20 protein-coding genes are annotated in these 19,186 nt (G+C 59.8%); 18 read left to right on the plus strand and 2 right to left on the minus strand.

Annotated features, from left to right (window positions below; genetic code table 11):
- The 16 genes from ACODR9_RS21170 to ACODR9_RS21245 all read left to right on the plus strand — a co-directional run.
- Nucleotides 1-338: DUF2345 domain-containing protein (locus ACODR9_RS21170; RefSeq protein ID WP_488812077.1), on the plus strand; the 338-nt coding region annotated here is incomplete at its 5' end.
- A gap of 8 nt (nucleotides 339-346) precedes the next feature.
- Nucleotides 347-1,222: a DUF4123 domain-containing protein gene (locus tag ACODR9_RS21175; RefSeq protein ID WP_488812079.1), complete on the plus strand. Its 876-nt coding sequence runs from the start codon at nucleotides 347-349 to the stop codon at nucleotides 1,220-1,222.
- 9 nt (nucleotides 1,223-1,231) lie between these two features.
- Nucleotides 1,232-1,582: a hypothetical protein gene (locus ACODR9_RS21180; RefSeq protein WP_488812081.1), complete on the plus strand. Its 351-nt coding sequence runs from the start codon at nucleotides 1,232-1,234 to the stop codon at nucleotides 1,580-1,582.
- 133 nt (nucleotides 1,583-1,715) lie between these two features.
- Complete coding sequence (locus ACODR9_RS21185) at nucleotides 1,716-2,219, plus strand: DUF3304 domain-containing protein (RefSeq protein WP_488812082.1); 504 nt, start codon at nucleotides 1,716-1,718, stop codon at nucleotides 2,217-2,219.
- Nucleotides 2,216-3,838 (plus strand): T6SS phospholipase effector Tle1-like catalytic domain-containing protein, encoded by a 1,623-nt coding sequence (locus ACODR9_RS21190; protein WP_488812084.1) that lies wholly within the window; start codon nucleotides 2,216-2,218, stop codon nucleotides 3,836-3,838. The genes ACODR9_RS21185 and ACODR9_RS21190 overlap by 4 nt, the downstream gene beginning before the upstream one ends.
- A gap of 96 nt (nucleotides 3,839-3,934) precedes the next feature.
- Nucleotides 3,935-4,147, plus strand: a complete 213-nt coding sequence (locus tag ACODR9_RS21195; protein WP_488812086.1) for a hypothetical protein — start codon at nucleotides 3,935-3,937, stop codon at nucleotides 4,145-4,147.
- A gap of 982 nt (nucleotides 4,148-5,129) precedes the next feature.
- Nucleotides 5,130-5,348: a TOBE domain-containing protein gene (locus ACODR9_RS21200; protein ID WP_045847830.1), complete on the plus strand. Its 219-nt coding sequence runs from the start codon at nucleotides 5,130-5,132 to the stop codon at nucleotides 5,346-5,348.
- Between the two features lie 9 nt (nucleotides 5,349-5,357).
- The gene (locus ACODR9_RS21205; protein WP_488812089.1) at nucleotides 5,358-5,948 is read left to right on the plus strand and encodes a malonic semialdehyde reductase; all 591 of its coding nucleotides are present in this window, start codon (nucleotides 5,358-5,360) and stop codon (nucleotides 5,946-5,948) included.
- A gap of 195 nt (nucleotides 5,949-6,143) precedes the next feature.
- Nucleotides 6,144-6,956 (plus strand): MetQ/NlpA family ABC transporter substrate-binding protein, encoded by an 813-nt coding sequence (locus ACODR9_RS21210; RefSeq protein WP_488812091.1) that lies wholly within the window; start codon nucleotides 6,144-6,146, stop codon nucleotides 6,954-6,956.
- Nucleotides 6,957-6,967: 11 nt separating this feature from the next.
- Nucleotides 6,968-8,098 carry a methionine ABC transporter ATP-binding protein gene (locus ACODR9_RS21215; protein WP_488812093.1) on the plus strand — a complete coding sequence of 377 codons (1,131 nt, stop codon included), beginning with the start codon at nucleotides 6,968-6,970 and terminating at the stop codon, nucleotides 8,096-8,098.
- A complete protein-coding gene (locus ACODR9_RS21220) occupies nucleotides 8,091-8,744 on the plus strand; it encodes a methionine ABC transporter permease (RefSeq protein ID WP_045847827.1) in 654 nt (217 codons plus the stop codon). Before ACODR9_RS21215 ends, ACODR9_RS21220 begins: the two co-directional genes overlap by 8 nt.
- Before the next feature lie 14 nt (nucleotides 8,745-8,758).
- The gene (locus ACODR9_RS21225) at nucleotides 8,759-9,964 is read left to right on the plus strand and encodes an SfnB family sulfur acquisition oxidoreductase (protein WP_488812095.1); all 1,206 of its coding nucleotides are present in this window, start codon (nucleotides 8,759-8,761) and stop codon (nucleotides 9,962-9,964) included.
- Nucleotides 9,965-9,976: 12 nt separating this feature from the next.
- Nucleotides 9,977-11,215 carry an SfnB family sulfur acquisition oxidoreductase gene (locus ACODR9_RS21230; RefSeq protein WP_488812097.1) on the plus strand — a complete coding sequence of 413 codons (1,239 nt, stop codon included), beginning with the start codon at nucleotides 9,977-9,979 and terminating at the stop codon, nucleotides 11,213-11,215.
- Nucleotide 11,216: 1 nt separating this feature from the next.
- Complete coding sequence (locus ACODR9_RS21235) at nucleotides 11,217-12,572, plus strand: LLM class flavin-dependent oxidoreductase (RefSeq protein WP_488812099.1); 1,356 nt, start codon at nucleotides 11,217-11,219, stop codon at nucleotides 12,570-12,572.
- Between the two features lie 44 nt (nucleotides 12,573-12,616).
- Complete coding sequence (locus ACODR9_RS21240; RefSeq protein WP_488812101.1) at nucleotides 12,617-13,426, plus strand: MetQ/NlpA family ABC transporter substrate-binding protein; 810 nt, start codon at nucleotides 12,617-12,619, stop codon at nucleotides 13,424-13,426.
- Between the two features lie 190 nt (nucleotides 13,427-13,616).
- Nucleotides 13,617-14,249 carry an SDR family oxidoreductase gene (locus tag ACODR9_RS21245; RefSeq protein ID WP_488812103.1) on the plus strand — a complete coding sequence of 211 codons (633 nt, stop codon included), beginning with the start codon at nucleotides 13,617-13,619 and terminating at the stop codon, nucleotides 14,247-14,249.
- A 112-nt stretch (nucleotides 14,250-14,361) separates the two neighbouring features.
- Here ACODR9_RS21245 and ACODR9_RS21250 read toward each other — a convergent pair whose 3' ends face one another.
- Nucleotides 14,362-15,531, minus strand: a complete 1,170-nt coding sequence (locus ACODR9_RS21250; protein WP_488812105.1) for a sigma-54 interaction domain-containing protein — start codon at nucleotides 15,529-15,531, stop codon at nucleotides 14,362-14,364.
- Nucleotides 15,486-16,694, minus strand: coding sequence for an acyl-CoA dehydrogenase family protein (locus ACODR9_RS21255; RefSeq protein WP_488812107.1), 1,209 nt, complete (start codon nucleotides 16,692-16,694; stop codon nucleotides 15,486-15,488). The genes ACODR9_RS21250 and ACODR9_RS21255 overlap by 46 nt, the downstream gene beginning before the upstream one ends.
- 406 nt (nucleotides 16,695-17,100) lie before the next feature.
- Between ACODR9_RS21255 and ACODR9_RS21260 the strand changes: the two genes are divergently transcribed.
- Complete coding sequence (locus ACODR9_RS21260; RefSeq protein ID WP_488812109.1) at nucleotides 17,101-18,282, plus strand: acyl-CoA dehydrogenase family protein; 1,182 nt, start codon at nucleotides 17,101-17,103, stop codon at nucleotides 18,280-18,282.
- A gap of 8 nt (nucleotides 18,283-18,290) precedes the next feature.
- On the plus strand, nucleotides 18,291-18,971 hold the full coding sequence (gene ribB, locus ACODR9_RS21265) for a 3,4-dihydroxy-2-butanone-4-phosphate synthase (protein ID WP_488812111.1): 681 nt from the start codon (nucleotides 18,291-18,293) through the stop codon (nucleotides 18,969-18,971).
- Nucleotides 18,972-19,186 lie beyond the last annotated feature (215 nt).

Raw genomic sequence — 19,186 nt, forward strand, 5'->3', positions numbered from 1 at the left:
AGCTGATCGCCGCCAAAGGCAAGGTGCAGTTGCAAGCGCAGAGCGATGCGATGGAGCTGACGGCGGATAGGGAGCTGACCGTGACCTCGGCCAAGGGCAAGGTCACCATTGCCGCCAGCCAGGAAATCTTGCTGACCAGCGGTGGCGCTTATGTACGGATCAAGGATGGCAAGATCGAGCTGCACGCCCCCGGCACCGTCAGTTTCAAGGGGGGGAGCCATGACTGGAGCGGGCCGGCTAGTTTGAATATCCCGATGCCGGTTTTCCCTGGTAAGCAGTTCTGCTTGCAATGCATGCTCAATGCAATCAAGTCCGGTTTGCCCTTGGCTGGACAATAGGAATGGCAATGTATTTTGCAATGGACGAAGGAAATATAGCGGAACAGTCACAAAAACTGGAAACGCTACTGAAAGAGCTGCCAGACAGTCTGTACTGCTACGCACTAGTGGATGATGGATTCGATTACAAGCGGCGCAAGATATGGCAAACCAAGGCAAGCTGGCCTTTGTATGACCAGCCGGACTGGGGGGAGCTACGCGAGGTTTCACCACGACTTGTTGCATTGCATCCTGGCTATCAGCCAGAGCTGCAACAGCTGCTGCGTCATTGCAAGGGACGGCCGATGCTGAGCTTTCTAATAAGCCAGCTTAGCGCCCCTGCCTTGCGGGATGCCTGGCAACGTAGCCTCAATGCCACCACCGAAGACGGGCAGTGGTACGTCGTCCGTTTTGCCGATACGCGCATCGCTGCCAGCCTGCCCCATGTGCTGGCTACTGCAGCTTGGCAACGGCTGTGCCAACCTGTGGAGCAGTGGTTGATTATTGACCGCTACGGCCAACTGCAGGCATTGCCCATGCCGCCCAAGACGCTCCCCCCTGATGCGCTCGACCCATGGCTGCTGAGCGCCCAGGAGTTCACAGCCTTAATGCATGCCTCCCAGGCAGATGTATTGGCAGACCAGTTGCACGAAGGTTTTGCCAACCTGCTTCCTAGCTCTGGTGCAGTACTGCATGGCTGGCTGCAACGTACGGCCGATCTGTTAGCAGAACATCACATTGAGGATGCCCCTGAGCAGCTAACCGTAGCGGTGGCCGTGTGTTACAGCCAAGGACGCTTGCTGGATGACCCTCGGCTGATCCAGATGCTGAAGAGCTTTGTCGAGCAAAGATGCTCCCTGAGTGAAGGACTTGCTCCGTTACTCGACGATGCTCACACCTCTTGAGAATTAACCATGACACATGCGAAAAAAACCTCAGTAGTAAAAAAAACTATCCAACCGCTGTTGCTGACCAGTGCATTGATAATCGTTTCCATTGTCTGGATATTCGTTATCGGCATCACATATTTTGAATACACAAGAACCCCAGGCCCAACAACAGAGGGAGACTGGTCGGCATTAAACCACATTTACTTTCTAATCCTAACTTCGCCACTTCTAATAATGGCACTACTGCCCTTATCCGCATGGGCAATAAATGGAGTTCAAAAAATAACTATAAAAGTAACCTCAATAACCATGATGTTATTAATTTATGGTGGCATCTATCTTGCTTTTCTTTGGAAAACATACCCGCCAACATAGTAAACACTGTCAGACAATACGCTACAAAGAAAAATTGGCTTTCCAAGGGTTTGTCAATGGGAGAGAGAGTACAACTCACTCAGCGGCGATACTCCATTGACTGTCCTCATCAGCCCCTTAATTAAGGCTCCCCATGACAGCATTCCGAAGACTAATCCCTTTATTACTGATACTGGGCCTACCACTACTGGCAGGCTGCGAAGAAGAAAAAACCAGTTTGAGTTATCTGGCGGTCAATCACACCGACAAATCGGTACTCTCCATCACAATCAATGGCCAAGGGGGGATTCTTAACGCTCCCGCCATGGGCGGAGGGGGAAAAGAGGTCTGTTGCGTTATAGTTCCCAGTCAATGGCGGCCGGGATTAACCGTGACAATCGGCTGGGAAAACGATGGTGACTGGCTGCGAGATAAAAATGGCCAGCCCATTATTCGGGATGGCATAAAAGTATATGTAGCAGCGCCACGGAAAACTCGCACTGTAACCATTCCGGAATATCAGGCCAAAGAAATGCAACATGTTGATATCCACTTCCTGCCCAACGATCAGGTGCTGGTCAAATTGAGCGATATTCTGCCTTATCATCCAGACTATCGCCCCGCCTATCCCCGCGAGACGCAGAAAGCCACACCATGAGTACCCAAAACCCAGCACCCTATCCAAGCGGGCAGCGCGCCCTCACCGCACGGGAACAATTACAACGGGCACAAGCGTTGGCCTGCGTCAGCGGCAAAGATAGCTCCAAATGCCGAGGCCAGGTCCATGTGATGCTGTTCTTCGATGGCACCGGTAATAATCTCAATCTGGACTATTACCAGGCCAAGCCGGGCCAGCAGAAGCCCAGTAATATCGCCCGTATGTTTCTGGCGGCGCGAGACAAACCAGAGGACGGCTATTTCGCTTTCTATATGCCTGGTGTTGGTACTCCATTCCCGGAAATTGGCGATAAGGGCGGCATGCTTGGTGGCGGTGCCGGCGCGGGAGGAGAGGCCCGCATTCTGTGGGCATTGACACGTTTGGTGAATGCCCCACATCAGTATGTCAACAAGAGTTTTTTGATTACAGATGGATTGGCCAAGTCCATCACGGAAATGGCCAGCGGAGTAACAGGCGGTGCAATGCGCTGGGCCTTGTTTACTAATTGGCAACGTCGATTACAGGCTGCGTTGAAGGGCCGCAAACCCGAGGTAACGCAAATAAACCTATCAGTATTTGGTTTTTCGCGTGGTGCTACTGAAGCGCGTGCCTTTGTAAATTGGCTGTACCGGCTCTGCCAGCAGGAAAACGGAGGCTGGCACTTTGCTGGCATCCCGTTGCGCACCCAGTTCCTGGGGATTTTTGATACGGTAGCATCCGTCGGCATCGCCCAGCTGTTTCCCGACAACCTGCCTGCGACCGGACATATGGCATGGGCTGATGGCAACCTGGCCATACACCCGGCAGTCGAGCAATGTGTCCACTATATTGCCGGGCACGAGGTACGCGCCTGCTTCCCATTGGATACTGTACGTCGCGGCAATAGTTATCCTGGCAATGCGGTGGAAGTGATGTACCCAGGTTCGCATTCCGATGTAGGTGGAGGCTATGCCAGCGGTGACTTGGGCATCATGCCTGCACAAAACAGCCAGATGTGTGTGATTCCCTGCCGCCGCATGTATGAAGAGGCACTGAAGGCCGGCGTACCACTGCTAGCAATTGGGCAGCTAGACAAAAAGATTCAGGATTTACTTAGTCCCACACAGCAGGTGATCAATGACTTCAACGCTTATCTGCGTGATGCCAAAATAGCCCCGGCCTCGGCCGAAAAGATGCATCAACAGCATATGGCACTATATCTAAGCCAACGCTTCAAATACCGGCGCGACTTTACCCAGCGTGCTCCCTACCGTACTGCCAACAGTAAACATCAGGAGTACTTGCAGCAAACCCAGCAAGGAATCATCTCTGGTTTGAGTAAGCTGCATGCCGGCAACCCGATGGCAGCAGATTTTGATCCGATGCGCGAAGCAGTAAAAATAAAGCACAGACAAACACAGTACAGCAGGGTTCTCAGCCCAACCGTATTGCCAGAAACAGACCCGGTTAACGTCGCTGCCAGTATGGATTTGCGACGGTTAACACCTGCCATTGAGCACTTTCTTGAAAGTTATATTCATGATTCCGTGGCCGGATTCATTAAGGATGCATTCTATGAGGGTGCGCTAAATGGCATTGGGCTATTCAAGTTCCGCACCCTGTATAAGGGAGATGAGTGATTGGCTCTCATTTGGCTTTGTTAATGGTATGGACGCTACCCCCTGACCGGCTTGCCCGGTGAGACAGTAGGCATGTCACTTACAAGGGAGTCCCCCATGACAATCAAGACCATTGTCCTGGATCTAGCCAAACAAGTTTTCCAGATTCTCGCCATTGATGAGCGCGGTCAGGTTGTATTGAAGAAACAGCTTGCTCGTGCAAAATTGGCTGCTTTCTTTACCAACATCCCACCTTGCCTAGTCAGCATGGAGGCTTGTTCGCGTGCTCATTTCTGGGCCAACAATTTCTTCCATGCCCTGACTAGTTAGAGCCCTTGTTTGCTAGATACATTGATGGCTGCTTTCCGATGTGACTGCAGCTATTTGTCGAGGGCGAGGTGAGGGGCCGCTTTGGCCGAACTGCTGCCGACTAGGCTGACACAACGTCAACAGTTCGGCCGAAGCGGCCACAGGTATGGCCCCTGCGCAACGTCAGCAATCAGTCAGCTAGCTGCCTGTAGTGTTTCACTCGGTCTGAATAACTGCTTTCCTTTGCTGCCGAGGGGGGGCCCAGAGCAGCTACTTGCTCATGTGACCGAAGGTGCCTGCGATACGACTTTCAGCCAACACTCCTTCAGGTAAGAACGTAAGGTCGCGGGCAAGCGGCAGCATGGCCATGCTAGCCGTTAGGTTGAGGGTTATACAAACGGATGCATGACAAAGTGTTTGAAAATTATGTATTTGGGATATGGTAATGGCTGCCAACCATATTAGTCGTTATACAGACCGGCGTTACCGACAGCTTGAGCCTCTGCAATTTGGTCGCACTCAGTCCGAGGCAAAGCCCATGATCGCGAGACGCTCCGGCCCACTCAACCATCGAATCCCATCCGTCGGCTTGAGCAACGAGACCGGCACCACTGATAGCGATTTGGGCGGCAGCTTGCCCAGCAAGTAAAGTAGGGAAGCTTGAGTTCGGATTGGTGCGCTGGCGGTGTACCAGGAACAGCTGCCACTGGGCTGGCGTCAGCCAGCAGCTCGATGGGGGGGGGGGCTCCATGTGTAATGGCTGTTCAAGATTTATGAAAGTAACAGGGAGCATCAAGACGACTTTGCTCCAGGCTGTTCAGTTGAAGTGGCTGCTCACAGCTGACAATCACCAAATTGCATCATCGTGCTGTGTTTGCATTGCAGTTTTCTCGATAAGAAATTCAGCTTTTATTGCTTAGTCATCAGCCTTGCCTCTGCTAGTTTGCTTACTGTTTCTGGCGGTCGTCTTGTCCGCCATGTACCAAACGGCAAAGGATCTGTCATGAGTATTCAATCCCTCAATGTACGCAACCAGTTCAAGGGCGTGATCAAGGAAATCCTGGAAGGGCCGGTCCTGTCCGAGGTGGATGTGGAAACGGCATCGGGTATTGTCACCTCGGTGATTACCACCCGCTCGGTGCGCGAGCTGCAACTGAAAGTGGGTTCGCCGGTGATTGCCTTCGTCAAGTCCACCGAAGTGTCCATTGCCACGCTGGCGTAAGGAGCAGGCATGAGCGCCATTCTGCCCGAAGCCGCACTGCAACAGCTGTTTGTGGCTGCCCGTTCCAATCATCGTTTCCAGGACAAACCGGTAACTGAGGCTACCATTCGCCAGTTGTACGTCTTGCTGAAATGGGGGCCGACTGCCTTCAACGGCCAGCCGGGTCGCTATCTGTTCATCCACAGTGCCGAGGCGCGGCAAAAGCTGCTGCCCGCGCTGTCGTCCGGCAATCGTGACAAGACCGCAGCGGCACCGCTCACCGTGGTGCTGGCCTGGGATCCCGCTTTTCATCAGCATCTGCCTGTGCAGTTTCCGGCCTATGACGCCAAGGGCTTTTACGATGGCCTGCCGCAACTGCTGGAGCCGCATGCGCGGCTGAATGCCAGCCTGCAAGCGGCCTACCTGATTCTGGCTGCCCGTGCACTGGGGCTGGATGCCGGGCCGATGGCCGGCTTTGATGCCGCGGCGGTGGATGCCGCCTTCTTCCCGGATGGCCAGTGGCGCAGCCTGCTGGTGGTGAATCTGGGCTATGGCGTGACAGAAGGGCTGCCGCCGCGCGGGCCACGGCTGGAATTCGAACAGGCTGCTGCCATCGTTTGAGATTTGTGCCGGTTAAATCCAATACAGCACCCATATGGAAATATGGGTGCTATTTGTCGTTAATTGCAGTCATTTATCTTTATTTTTGATATTTAACGGCGATTTTATTGGTTTGTTGATGCATGCCGGATGGTTAGTCTGTCCCCTGAATGTGCTGCCCACCCACTAGCGGCAGCCACCATCAGGGAGTCTGCAATGCAGTCATTAACCATCAAATCCTCACGCTGGGGCGGTGTGCTGGCCACGCTGTTGCTGGCTGTCAGTACCCTGGCCGTGGCCGGGCCCAATGGCATCAAGGTAGGGGTGTCCTCCACCCCGCAAATCGAATCGCTGCAAATTGCGGTGAAGGAAGCCAAGGCCCAGGGCCTGAATGTGGAGCTGGTGGAGTTTTCCGACTGGAACACGCCCAATGCCGCGCTGGCCAATGGCGATATCGATGTCAATTATTTCCAGCACATCCCGTTTCTGGAAAACGCCAAGAAGCAGGGCGGTTACGACTTTGTGCCGATTGCCCCCGGCACCATCATGAAAATCGGCCTGTATTCGCATAAATGGAAATCCTTTGCCCAGATACCAACGGGCGGCAAGGTGGCCATTGCCGGTGACCCGGTGAATGGCGGCCGTGGCTTGCTGCTGCTGGAAAAAGCCGGGCTGATCAAGCTCAGGCCCGGCCTGGGTTACAAGGCCACCATCCAGGACATCGTGGCCAATCCGCGCAAGCTGCAAATCGTGCAGCTGGAAGCCTCGCAACTGGCGCGTTCGCTGGATGATGTGGATCTGGCGCAAGGCTACCCGTCCTTCCTCAAGCTGGCGGGCGACAACCCGGACAGTGCCTTGTTGTTTGACGGGCTGGAAAACAGGATTTACGCCCTGCAATGGGTGGTGCGCAAACAGGATGTCAACAATGCGCAAATCCGCCGCTTCATTGCCATCTATCAGCAATCAAAGCAGGTGCGTGCCTCGCTGGACAAGGTGTTCGGCAAGCTCTACACCCCGGCCTGGCTGTGAGGGAGAGACGCATGAATGCATTGGCAGAGGCAATCCGGCCAGAGGTAGAGCCAGGCCCGGCCTTGTGGCAGCGGGCGGCGGAACCTGCCGGGGAGGCGCTGGTGAGCTTCCGGCAGGTGGGGCGTCAGTTCCAGGCTGGCGGGCGCAGCGTGCAGGCCTTGCTGGATGTCAGCTTTGACATTCAGCGCGGTGAAATCTTCGGCATCATCGGCCGCAGCGGCGCGGGCAAGTCCACCTTGCTGCGCACCATCAACCGGCTGGAATCGCCCGGCAGCGGCCAGGTGCTGGTGGCAGGCAAGGACTTGTCCGGCCTGAACGAAGCCCAGCTGGCGCAGGCGCGGCGTGGCATCGGCATGATTTTCCAGCACTTCAACCTGCTGTCCTCGCGCACGGTGGCGCAGAACATCGGCCTGCCCTTGAAGATAGCCGGGCTGCCGCAGGCTGAGATTGACGCCCGCGTCGACAGCCTGTTGCAACTGGTGGGGCTGGAGGGCAAGCGCGATGTCTACCCGGCCCGCTTGTCTGGCGGCCAGAAGCAGCGGGTGGGCATTGCCCGCGCGCTGGTGCATCAACCAGCGCTGCTGCTGTGCGACGAAGCCACTTCGGCGCTGGACCCGGAAACTACCCAGTCCATTCTGGCGTTGCTGCGCGACATCAACCGTCAACTCAAGGTCACCGTGGTGCTGATTACCCACGAAATGGCTGTCATCCGCGAAGTGTGCGACCGCGTGGCCGTGCTGGAAGCGGGCAAGGTGGTGGAACTGGGGCCGGTATGGCAGGTGTTTGGTGCACCGCAGGCCGATGCCACCCGCGCCTTGCTGGCTTCGCTGAATCACGAACTGCCAGCCGATGTGGCCGGGCGCATTGTGGCGGAACCGGCCAGTGCACAGGCGGAACTGCTGCTGGATGTGCGGCTGGATGGCGTCAGCGGGCAGGACCCGGCGCTGGGCCCGCTGGTGGCGGCACTGGGGCCGGCCACCCGCCTGCTGCATGGCGGGGTGGAACGCATACAGGGCAGGGCGCAGGGCAGGCTGGTACTGGCCTGCGCGCCGCAGTCGCGCAACCGGCTGGGTGATCTGGCCCGTCAGCTGGCCATTCCGGCTGGCAATATCCGCATCCTGGGGTACCTCGACCATGCCTGATTCTTTCGACCTGTATCTGACTGCCGCCTGGCAGACCCTGCAAATGGTCAGCGTGTCGGCGCTGGTGTCCGCCATCTTCGGCCTGGCGCTGGCCTTGCTGCTGGTGACCACCGGTCCGGGCGATCTGTACGCCCGGCCCTGGCTCAACCGGGGCGTGGGCAGCGTGGTGAACGTGTTCCGCTCTGTGCCTTTCATCATTCTGCTGGTGGTGCTGTTGCCCTTCACCCGGCTGGTGGTGGGCACCACCATCGGCGTGTGGGCGGCGGTGGTGCCGCTGTCGGTGGCCGGTATTCCGTTTTTTGCCCGCATTGCCGAAGTCAGCCTGCGCGAAGTGGACCGTGGGCTGATTGAAGCGGTGCAGGCCATGGGCGGGCGCAAGCGCGATGTGCTGTGGCACGTGCTGCTGCCCGAAGCGCTGCCGGGCATTGTCTCCGGCCTCACCATCACCCTAGTGGCGATGATCGGCTCCTCGGCCATGGCCGGTGCCGTGGGGGCCGGTGGCCTGGGTGACGTGGCCATCCGTTACGGCTATCAGCGCTTTGATACCCAGGTGATGGTGTCGGTGCTCATCGGCCTGGTGGTGCTGGTCAGCGTGGTGCAAACCGCCGGTGACGTGCTGGCACGTCGTCTCAATCATCGTCAATGAAACGAAAACCATTCATGACTCAACAAGCAATCTTGCAAGAGGCCGCGCTGATTCGCAGCGATGCCGAAGCCCTGGAAGTGGCACGCCAGCTGGCGGCCGAATTTGCCGTGGAAGCCGGTGTGCGCGACCGTGAGCGCCGCCTGCCCTGGGCCGAGCTGGCGCGGTATTCCGCCAGTGGCCTGGGTGGCATTACCGTGCCGCGCCAATATGGCGGTGCCGGGGTCAGCCTGCTGACACTGTCGCGGGTGTTTCGCATCCTGTGCGCGGCCGACCCTTCGCTGGGGCAGATTCCGCAAAACCACTTTGCCGTGCTGGAAGTCTTCCCCCTGCTGGCCACGCCTGCCCAGTTGCGCTTTATCTACAGCGAAGTGCTGTCCGGGCGGCGGCTGGGCAATGCCGGGCCGGAAAAGGGCAAGCAGCCCATGCAGCAGCTCAGTACCCAATTAAGCCGCGAGGCGGACGGGCTGTACCTGAGCGGCCAGCGTTTTTATTCCACCGGGGCCTTGTTTGCCGACTGGATTCCCACCCGCGCCCGCGATGAATCCGGCCTGACCGTGCAAGTGCTGGTGCCACGGCATGCGCCGGGCGTGGAGGTGATTGACGACTGGTCCTCGTTTGGCCAGCGCACCACGGCCAGCGGCAGCGTGCGCTTTGAGCGGGTGCGGGTGGAGGAGGCGCAGCTGCTGCCGGTTTGGCAGCTGGCGGACCGCCCCAATCTCACCGGGCCGATTTCGCAGCTGATCCAGGCCTCCATCGACGCCGGTATTGCCGAGGCGGCGCTGCGCGATGCCATCCTGTTTGTGCGTGAGCATGCCCGGCCCTGGCTGGATTCCGGTGTCAGCCGTGCCAGCGACGACCCCTATGTGATTCAGGCGGTGGCGCGTTTGCAGATCGACCTGCATGCCGCACAGGAAGTACTGGACGATGCCGCCCGCACGCTGGACCGCCTGCGCAGCGGCGAAGTGACCGATGCCATCAGCGCCGAGGCGTCCATTGCCGTGGCCGAAGCCAAGGTGCTGACCACCGAAATCGCCCTGCAAGCCAGCGAAAAGCTGTTCGAACTGGCCGGTTCGGCCGCTACCCGCTCGCGCCACCAGCTGGACCGTCACTGGCGCAATGCCCGCGTGCACACCCTGCACGACCCGGTGCGCTGGAAGTACCACGCCATTGGCAACTACAGCCTGAACGGCGTGTTTCCGGCACGTCATCAATGGAATTGAAAGGAGAGCAGCATGAGTGACGTAGCTGCATTGCGCCCGGTGCCGGGCCAGCAGGGCAAGCCGCTGGCGGCCCACCACCGGATCACCAGCGATGAAGAGGCGCTGCAACTGGCCAGCCACTGGGCTGGTGAATTTGCCCGCGATGCCGCCCGGCGCGACCGCGAGCGCATCCTGCCCTGGGCCGAGCTGGAAGGCTATAGCCAGAGCGGGCTGTGGGGCATTACCGTGCCGCGCAAATATGGTGGTGCCGGCGTGTCCGCCGTCACGCTGGCCGAGGTGATTGCCACCATCAGCGCGGCGGACGGCTCGCTGGCGCAGATTCCGCAAAACCATTTCTACGCGCTGGAAGTGCTGCGCGTGGGTGGCAGCGCAGAACAGAAGCGCTTTTTCTACGGACTGGCGCTAGCTGGCGTGCGTTTTGGCAATGCGCTGGCCGAAATCGGCCACAAGGACTACCAGCGCCGCACCCGCCTGACACCGGAAGGCAAGGGCTATCGCGTCAGCGGGCAGAAGTTTTACTGCACCGGCGCGCTGTACGCGCAGTGGATTCCCACGCTGGTGGTGGATGACAAGCAGGACAGCTATCTGGCTTTCATCCCGCGTGACAGTGCCGGGGTGGAGATTACCGACGACTGGGACGGCTTCGGCCAGCGTGTGACTGGTAGTGGTTCGGTCAGCTTCAGCGAGGTATGGGTGGAGCCGGAGTGGATTGTCCCGTTCAAGGCCTCGTTTGACCGGCCCACTCCCATCGGCCCGTTTGCCCAGATCCTGCATTGCGCCATCGACCTGGGTCAGGCGCGTGGTGCCTATCAGGAAGCCCTGCACTATGTGCGCGAGCATGCGCGGCCCTGGATAGATTCCGGCGTGGACAAGGCCAGCCGCGACCCGCTGCTGCTGGAGCGGGTGGGCAATCTGCGGGTGCGCTTACGGGCGGCCGATGCCTTGCTGCGCCGCGCCGGACGGGTGCTCGATGCCCTGCAGGCGCAGGCCTTCCCCGATGCACGTAGTGTGGCCGAGGCCTCGGTGGCGGTGGCGGAAGCCAAGGTGCTGACTACTGAAGTGTCCTTGCAGGCCGGCAGCCAGTTGTTCGAACTGGCCGGCACCAGCGCCACGCTGGAAGCGCGCAATCTGGACCGCTACTGGCGCAATGCCCGCGTACACACCCTGCACGACCCGCTGCGCTGGAAATTCCACGCCATCGGCAATTACCTGCTGAACGATGTGCTGCCGCCGCGGCATGGAGCACTGTGACATGGCGAAAAAACAGATTCTGCTCAACGCCTTCAACATGAATTGCGTCGGCCACATCAACCACGGCCTGTGGACCCACCCGCGTGACAACTCGGTGGACTACAACACGCTGTCTTATTGGACCGAACTGGCCAAAACGCTGGAGCGCGGCCTGTTCGACGGCCTGTTCATCGCCGACATCATCGGTGTTTACGATGTGTACCAGCAGTCGATAGACCTGACCGCACGCGAAGCCATCCAGCTGCCAGTCAACGACCCCTTGCTGCTGGTACCGGCCATGGCGGCGGTGACACAGCATCTGGGTTTTGGCGTCACTTCCAACCTCAGTTACGAGCCGCCCTATCTGTTTGCCCGGCGCATGTCCACGCTGGACCACCTCACCGCTGGCCGCGCGGGATGGAATATTGTCACCGGTTATCTGGACAGTGGCGCGCGCGCCATGGGCTTGCTTACCCAGGACGAACACGACCAGCGCTACGACCGCGCCGATGATTATCTGGAACTGCTGTACAAGCTGTGGGAAGGCAGCTGGGAGGACGGGGCAGTGCGGCGCGACAAGGCAGCGCGGGTGTTTGCCGATGCCAGCCGCATCCACCGCATCAGCCATCAGGGGCCGTTCTACCAGCTGGATGGCTACCACCTGTGCGAACCTTCGCGCCAGCGCACGCCGGTGCTGTTTCAGGCCGGTAGCTCGGACCGTGGCCAGCAGTTTGCCGCCCGCCACGCCGAGGGCATCTTCATTGCCGCGCAAGACAAGGACAAAACCCGCCAGCTGGTGCAGGACATCCGCCGTCAGGCGGTGGCCGCCGGTCGCCGTGCCGAGGACGTGAAAATCTTCATCGGCATTGCCGCCGTGGTGGGACAAACCCAGGCCGAGGCGCAGGAAAAGTTTGACGACTACTGGCAGTACGCCAGCCCGGAAGCGGGCCTCGCCCACTTTGCCAGCAGCATCGGGGTGGATTTCAGCCGTTATGGCCTGGACGACCCGATTGAATACGGCGGCAGCAATGCCATCCAGTCGGCAGCCAAAACCGCCGCCGCCAACCAGCTGACCCGGCGCAAATTGCTGGAACGCTTCCGGCTGGGCAGTCGTTACCCGACGCTGGTGGGCGATGCCGCCAGCGTGGCGGACGAGCTGGAAAGCTGGGTCAACGAAGTGGGGGTGGATGGCTTCAACCTGTCCCGCACCGTGACGCCGGAAAGCTATGAAGACTTTATCGAGCTGGTGATTCCGGAGCTGCAAAACCGGGGCAGTTACAAAACCGCCTACGCCGAAGGCAGCCTGCGCCACAAGCTGTTTGCCGAGGGCGACCGCCTGCCCGCCCGCCATGCCGCAGCGGCTTACCGGCCACGCTGAGGCGACAGGAAATCAAAACAACATCACACACTCAAGGGAAAATCATGAAACTTCACCAGAAGAAACTGGGCGCGCTGGCGCTGGTCGGGCTGCTGCTGGCACAAGGCGCGCTGGCGGCGGCATTGAAGATTGGTGTTACACCGGGGGCCTATGCCGACTCGGTGCAGGTGGCTGCACAAGAAGCAAAAAAGCAGGGGCTGGAGGTGGAGGTGGTGGAGTTTTCCGACTGGACCACCCCCAATGTGGCCTTGGCCAGCAAGGATCTGGACGCCAATTACTTCCAGCATCAGGCTTTTCTGGACAATGTCATCAAGACCCAGGGCTATCATTTCAAGCCGGTAGGCCTGGGCATTCTGGCCAATGTCGGCCTGTACTCCAGCCGCATCAAGCAGTTTTCCGAGCTGAAAACAGGTGCCAAGGTGGCCATTGCCAGCGACCCCATCAATCAGGGCCGTGGCTTGCTGTTGCTGCAAAAAGCCGGGCTGGTGAAGCTGCGTGACGGTGTGGGCGCACGCGGCAAGCTGAGTGACATTGTCAGCAATCCGCGCAAGCTGGAGTTTGTGGAAGTGGAAGGGCCGCAGTTGGTGCGGGTGGTGAATGATGTCGATCTGGCGCAGGGCTATCCGCACTTCATCGTGGCGGCCCATGCGTTTGACCCCGGCAGCGCGCTGATTTTCTCCGGCAAGGATGACCAGCAATACGCTCTGCGCTTTGTAGCCCGTGAAGACAATGCCCGTGACCCGCGCCTGTTGAAGTTTGTGCAGATCTACCAGCATTCACCGGCAGTCAAAGCGCAGATTAGTAAGTCCTACGCCAATAACGACAAGCTTTACAGCCTGGCCTGGCAAAAATAGGCTGCCTGTTTTCATCTACAACAAGGCATTGCTGCGGCAATGCCTTGTTTGCGTAGTTAGCCCTGGTCTTACCAAGAAGTATCTGACGATATTTACAGATTTAGTCATTTTTTAAACAGGAAATGACTTGCATTAACGCTGTCCACGCAGCTTTAGCATCAGCTTTTTCCAGTAAAGCAGGAGCAAGGCGATGCAAGACCAAACATTGCAGGGGCAAACCGTGGTGGTGGTGGGCGGCAGTTCCGGGCTGGGACTGGCTGCCGCACAGGCCGCCGTACAAGCCGGGGCGCAGGTGGTAATTGGCGGGCGTCAGCCGGAGCGCTTGCAGCAGGCGCTGGCACTACTGGGACAGTCAGCCCGTGGCTGGCCGGTGGATGTGCTGGACGTGACATCCATCAAGTGTTTTTTTGACCGCATCCCCAGGCTGGATCACCTGTTGGTGACTGCCGCCGTGCTCAGCCCGGGACGTTTGCAGGAGTCTGATATGGCTGACATGCAACGTAATCTGGACAGCCGCTTCTGGGGCAGTGTGCATTGTCTGCGTGCTGCCTTGCCGCGCATGGCAGAGCAAGGCTCCATCACACTCACCTCCGGCATGGTGGTGCAGCGTCCGCAGCCGGGCAAGGCGATGGCGGCGGTGGCTGCTGCTGCGGTGGAAACCCTGGCGCACAGCTTGGTGCGCGAGCTGGCACCGCGCCGCATCAATGTCATCAGCCCGGGCCCCATGGAAACCCCCTTGCTTGCCGCCGCACTGGGAGATGACGCGGCACGCTTGCAGGCATTGGCTGCCGCTTTGCCGCTGGGGCGCTTGGGGCAGGCTTAAGAATTTGCCGAGGCTGCCTTGTTCCTGATGCACAACCGCAGCATGAACGGCGAAGTGCTGCACCTGCATGGCGGCGCGGCCTGGGCCTGAGTTTTCCCCTGTCTGACCCTGCCTAGCGTAGCGCGCTGATTTCCCCCAGGCGGATCAGCCGCGCGCGGATGATGTTGCGGCTGATGCCCAGCAAGCGCGCGGCCTGCACCTGGTTGCGATGGCAATAGTTATAGGCGGCGCGGATGATGGTGCTTTCGATGTCTTCGTACAGATGGCTGCCATTGGTTTCAAACAGGGCCTGCAAGGCCTGTTGCAACTGCTGGTGTCCTTCGCCCGCGTCCTGGCTAATGAGCGCAGGGTTGGACGGTGTGCTGTGGCGCTCGTTGCGGCGGTTCAGTTGCAAGGATGACAGCTGCAAGTCTTCGCTGCGCACTACATTGTGCTTGCAGATCAACAAGGCATGGTGGATGACGTTTTCCAGTTCGCGGATATTGCCCGGCCACGGGTGTTGCAGCAGCTTGCGCTCGGCATCGGCATGCAGGGCGACATCGCCATAGCCCAGGCGCTGGCGGTATTCGTCCACAAAATGCCGGGCCAGCGGCAGGATGTCGCCGGGGCGGTCGCGCAGGGCGGGCAGGGCCAGATGGGCCACCCGCAGGCGGTAGAACAGGTCCTCGCGGAAATGCCCGGCGGCCACGGCTTCCTCTAGTCGCACATTGGTGGCGGCAATCACCCGCACATTGATGGGAATGGGCTTGCGCGAACCCAGCCGCACCACCTCGCGCTCCTGCAGGATGCGCAGCAGCTTCACCTGAATGTTCAGCGGCAAGTCACCGATTTCATCAAGAAACACCGTGCCGCCATTGGCCGCCTCGAACCAGCCGGGCTTGGCAGCAAACGCACCGGTGAATGCGCCTTTTTCATGGCCGAACAGCTCGCTTTCCACCAGCGATTCGGAAAATGCGCCGCAATTGACGGCGACAAAGGGCTGGTCGGCCCGTTGGCTCAGCGCGTGCACATGACGGGCAATCAGCTCCTTGCCGGTGCCGGTTTCGCCGATGATCAGCACATTGGCGTCGCTGGGCGCAATCAGCTGTATCCGCGCCAGCAGGGCGGTGGACAGTGGGTCCTCGAACACTTGTGCCGTGGCACGGATGGAGGTGGTAAGGCTTTGCCGGTTAGGCAGGGTGATCAGGGGCATGGCCGGGCCTTGTGCTGGCTCGGCCCTCCGGGCCGATGCGGGTTTCAGGAATAAAACGTCGGTGTCGGATAGTTGCGAATCAAAGCCCATTCCCCTAACTCCTTTAATTTGTAATCAACCGGATCGTGCAAGGTGTGGGTGCGCAAGTTACGCCAGTGCCGGTCCAGACGCAGTCCGGCATGGGTGGCGCGCGCGCCGGTGACCTCGAACATTTGACAGGCCAGGTTCAGGCCCATCCGGGTGGCCGCCACCTTGGCTGCGGCAATGTGCATGGCCACTTCGCCACGCTCGTCCTGTGTCAGTGCCTCGCCACGGGCCAGTGCGGCCACCATGCTGTTACCGGCACGGTCGCTGAGGGCGCGCACGCTCTCCAGCCCTACCCAGAACTCGCCGTAATGGCCAAGGATGTAGGGGTCTTCATGGGTGTGGTCCACCTGCGCCGCCCGCCAGGGGCGCGCTTCGTGCAAGGTGTAGTGCCGGGCCTCTTCGAACGCACCTTCGGCAATACCCAGGTAGATATTGGTGAGAATCAGCTGGGCCAGCAGTGGCCGCAAGCAGGAGCGCGGCGTGGTGAGCGGGCCGGGATTGTCCAGCACTTCATTGTGTTCGATACGCACTTTTTCAAAATTCACGCTGCCGCTGTCGGTCTGGCGCTGGCCGATATTGTTCCAGTCCTGCTGCACGCTGATGCCACTGCGCCCGGTGGGAATGGCCGCCACCACCAATTGCCCGCTGTGCTGCAGACGGGCGGAAACCACCAGCATTTGCGAATCCAGCGCGCCGGAGCAAAAGCTTTTTTGCCCGGAAAACTCGTGCCAGCCGTCAAAGCGGCGGCTGATGGTGCGTTCATCCAGCGGGTTGAGGGCATTGCCCCAGAACCAGTTTTGCCGGGTGGTGATTTCATGCCAGGGTTGCCATTGTTCCGGCTGGCCGAACAGCTCGACAGTGGCCAGCATCAGGTGGTGAAAGGCAAACACATGCGCTACCGAACTGTCGGCCTTGGCAAATTCGCGCACCACCAGCAGGGTTTGCTGCCAGTTGGCACCCAGGCCACCCAGTTCGCTGGCAATGGACAGGCCCAAGAGCCCGCTGGCGCGAATGGCGTCGCGTTCGGCCTTGGGCGTGCCGCCAGCGTGGTCGCGCTCTGCTGCGGTAGCCGCAAACTGGGCAGCCAGTTGCTGCGCCAGCAGCAAGGCCGAGGCCGGGGTGCTGGCGGTGGGCGAGGGCGCCAGCAGGTGGTGGGGCAGGTTCAAGCGTTCATCCTTTTATACGGTGTGCTGTCTGACACATTGACGACAGTTTTAACCGCCCCAATCAGCAGCTGTAAACCAAGGATTTATCAGGAATATATGCAGAATTCGAATTAGCCGGGGATGGCAGCCAATGTCCGTTTTGGAATAGTGCTGCTGGTGCAGCACGGTGTTTATTGGCTGCTGGGCAAGCAGCAGTAGTGGCGGTGGGGTTGCTGCTGCAGCAGCAATATCTGGCCGGATTCAGCATGAATGAGGCTGAATTGGCTGGCATGCAATCTGCTAATGAATACGGGCAAAACCGCACCCGGTTTAATTTCCGCCGCAGGTAATCTCATGCTTATTCATTCATTCAGCAGCAAAAATGTTTCATATGGCCGCCAGCAGCGCCGCCAGAGCGGGAGGCAGCATGGCTGATTCATCCATTGCGCCCGACAGCCCGCTGGCCATCGCCCGCGAACTGGCCAGCCGTTTTGCCCGCACAGCCATTGCGCGTGACCAGCAAGGCGGCACCCCCAAGGCCGAACGCGATGCGCTGCGCGACAGCGGCCTGCTGGGCCTGATCATTCCGCGCGAATTCGGTGGCCTGGGCGAAAGCTGGGCTTCTACCTTGCAGATTGTGCGTGAACTGGCACGGGTGGATAGCTCGGTTGCCCATGTGTTTGCCTTCCAGCACTTGCTGTTGGCCACTGCCCAGCTGTTCGGGCGGCCCGACCAATGGCAGCCCTGGTTCGAGCAAACCGTGCGTGAACGCTGGTTCTGGGGCAATGCGCTCAATCCGCTGGATACCCGCACGCTGGCCACGCCGGATGGTGACGGCTATCGCTTTACCGGCGACAAGAGTTTCTGCTCTGGTGCCACCGATTCGGACATCTTGCTGGCCTCGGCCTTGCGCGCCGGGCAGGGCGGTTTGCTGATTGCCGTCATCCCCACCCGTCGGGAAGGCGTGCATACCCATCAGGACTGGGACAATATCGGCCAACGCCAGACCGATAGCGGCTCTGCCCGGTTCGAGCAGGTGCGGGTGAGGGCGGATGAATTGCTGCTGCAACCCGGACCGCTGTCCACGCCACGCGCCTGCCTGCGCTCGCTGATTGCCCAGCTGATCCTCACCAATATCTATCTGGGCATTGCCGAAGGGGCGGTGACCGAAGCCCGGCGCTACACGCTGGAGCAGCGCCGCCTGTGGCCCGCCTCGCTGGCAGGGTCAGCCAACAAGGACCCTTACACCCTGCTGCATTACGGCGAATTCCAGGCCGCTCTGGAAGGCGCACGTTTGCTGGCCGACCACGCGAGCCAGCAGCTGGATGAAGCCTGGCAGCAGGGCGATGCGCTGGATGAGGCAGGCCGTGGCCAACTGGCCTTGCAGATTGCCGCTGCCAAGGTGCATGCCAGCCGCAGCGGGCTGGACCTCACCAGCCGTATTTTCGACGTAACCGGCGCGCGCGCCACCAGCGCCGCGCTGCGGCTGGACCGTTTCTGGCGCAATTTGCGCGTGCACAGCCTGCACGACCCGCTGGATTACAAGCTGCAAGAGCTGGGTGACTGGGCACTGAATGGCCAGTACCCGACCCCCTCGTTTTATTCCTGAGACCCAAGATGACCCAGAACCTGCACGCAGTTGAAGACAATTTTGACACGGTGGAACAAGCCATTGCCGCCATTGCCGCCGGTGGCTTTGCCGTAGTGGTGGACGATGCCGACCGTGAAAACGAAGGCGACCTGATCATTGCCGCTGAAAAAATCACCGCGCAACAAATGGCCTTCCTGGTGCGCTACAGCAGTGGCGTGGTGTGCGTGGCGCTGACCGGCGAGCGGCTGGACCAGCTGCAACTGCCGCTGATGGTAAGCAGCAATAATGAATCGCAGCGCACCGCCTTCACCGTGACCGTGGACTACCTGCACGGCACCACTACCGGCATCAGCGCCGCCGACCGCGCCGCTACGCTGCGGGCGCTGGCGGACAGCCGCATTCCGGCCAGCGACTTTGCCCGTCCCGGACATATTTTCCCGCTACGCTATGCGCCGGGCGGGGTGCTGGCGCGACCGGGCCATACCGAGGCAGCACTGGACCTGTCGCGGCTGGCCGGGCTGGCCCCGGCCGGGGTGCTGTGCGAAATCGTCAATGACGATGGCAGCATGGCGCGCCGCCCCGAGCTGCTGCGCTTTGCCCGCCAGCACGGGCTGCCCATCATCACCATTGCCGAGCTGATTGCCTATCGGGAACGAACCGAAATGGCGGCGCTGGCCAGCGCTACCCCGGTGGGCGTGCCAGCCTGATCCGCTCCTGCGGCGCTACCACTGACACCCGCTATGGCGGGTGTCAGGCTACTGGCAAAGTCGTTTGGTACGGTTTTACAGGACCCGGCAATGTGGTTTGTATGAACCAAGTAATTGATTATGCAGTGTTAATGTCTGTTTCCATTCCGGGGGAGTCTCTCTATTCCTGAGGAAAGCGAGAGGGGCTTGTCAATAATCTGCACCGCCTGACAGCC

The sequence above is a fragment of the Aquitalea sp. FG25 genome (assembly GCF_057809375.1).

Coding starts and splice junctions, on each gene's coding strand:
- ACODR9_RS21175 (WP_488812079.1), top strand. CDS start 347: ATGTATTTTGCAATGGACGAAGGAAATATAGCGGAACAGTCACAAAAA.
- ACODR9_RS21180 (WP_488812081.1), top strand. CDS start 1,232: ATGACACATGCGAAAAAAACCTCAGTAGTAAAAAAAACTATCCAACCG.
- ACODR9_RS21185 (WP_488812082.1), top strand. CDS start 1,716: ATGACAGCATTCCGAAGACTAATCCCTTTATTACTGATACTGGGCCTA.
- ACODR9_RS21190 (WP_488812084.1), top strand. CDS start 2,216: ATGAGTACCCAAAACCCAGCACCCTATCCAAGCGGGCAGCGCGCCCTC.
- ACODR9_RS21195 (WP_488812086.1), top strand. CDS start 3,935: ATGACAATCAAGACCATTGTCCTGGATCTAGCCAAACAAGTTTTCCAG.
- ACODR9_RS21200 (WP_045847830.1), top strand. CDS start 5,130: ATGAGTATTCAATCCCTCAATGTACGCAACCAGTTCAAGGGCGTGATC.
- ACODR9_RS21205 (WP_488812089.1), top strand. CDS start 5,358: ATGAGCGCCATTCTGCCCGAAGCCGCACTGCAACAGCTGTTTGTGGCT.
- ACODR9_RS21210 (WP_488812091.1), top strand. CDS start 6,144: ATGCAGTCATTAACCATCAAATCCTCACGCTGGGGCGGTGTGCTGGCC.
- ACODR9_RS21215 (WP_488812093.1), top strand. CDS start 6,968: ATGAATGCATTGGCAGAGGCAATCCGGCCAGAGGTAGAGCCAGGCCCG.
- ACODR9_RS21220 (WP_045847827.1), top strand. CDS start 8,091: ATGCCTGATTCTTTCGACCTGTATCTGACTGCCGCCTGGCAGACCCTG.
- ACODR9_RS21225 (WP_488812095.1), top strand. CDS start 8,759: ATGACTCAACAAGCAATCTTGCAAGAGGCCGCGCTGATTCGCAGCGAT.
- ACODR9_RS21230 (WP_488812097.1), top strand. CDS start 9,977: ATGAGTGACGTAGCTGCATTGCGCCCGGTGCCGGGCCAGCAGGGCAAG.
- ACODR9_RS21235 (WP_488812099.1), top strand. CDS start 11,217: ATGGCGAAAAAACAGATTCTGCTCAACGCCTTCAACATGAATTGCGTC.
- ACODR9_RS21240 (WP_488812101.1), top strand. CDS start 12,617: ATGAAACTTCACCAGAAGAAACTGGGCGCGCTGGCGCTGGTCGGGCTG.
- ACODR9_RS21245 (WP_488812103.1), top strand. CDS start 13,617: ATGCAAGACCAAACATTGCAGGGGCAAACCGTGGTGGTGGTGGGCGGC.
- ACODR9_RS21250 (WP_488812105.1), bottom strand. CDS start 15,531: ATGGGCTTTGATTCGCAACTATCCGACACCGACGTTTTATTCCTGAAA.
- ACODR9_RS21260 (WP_488812109.1), top strand. CDS start 17,101: ATGGCTGATTCATCCATTGCGCCCGACAGCCCGCTGGCCATCGCCCGC.
- ribB (WP_488812111.1), top strand. CDS start 18,291: ATGACCCAGAACCTGCACGCAGTTGAAGACAATTTTGACACGGTGGAA.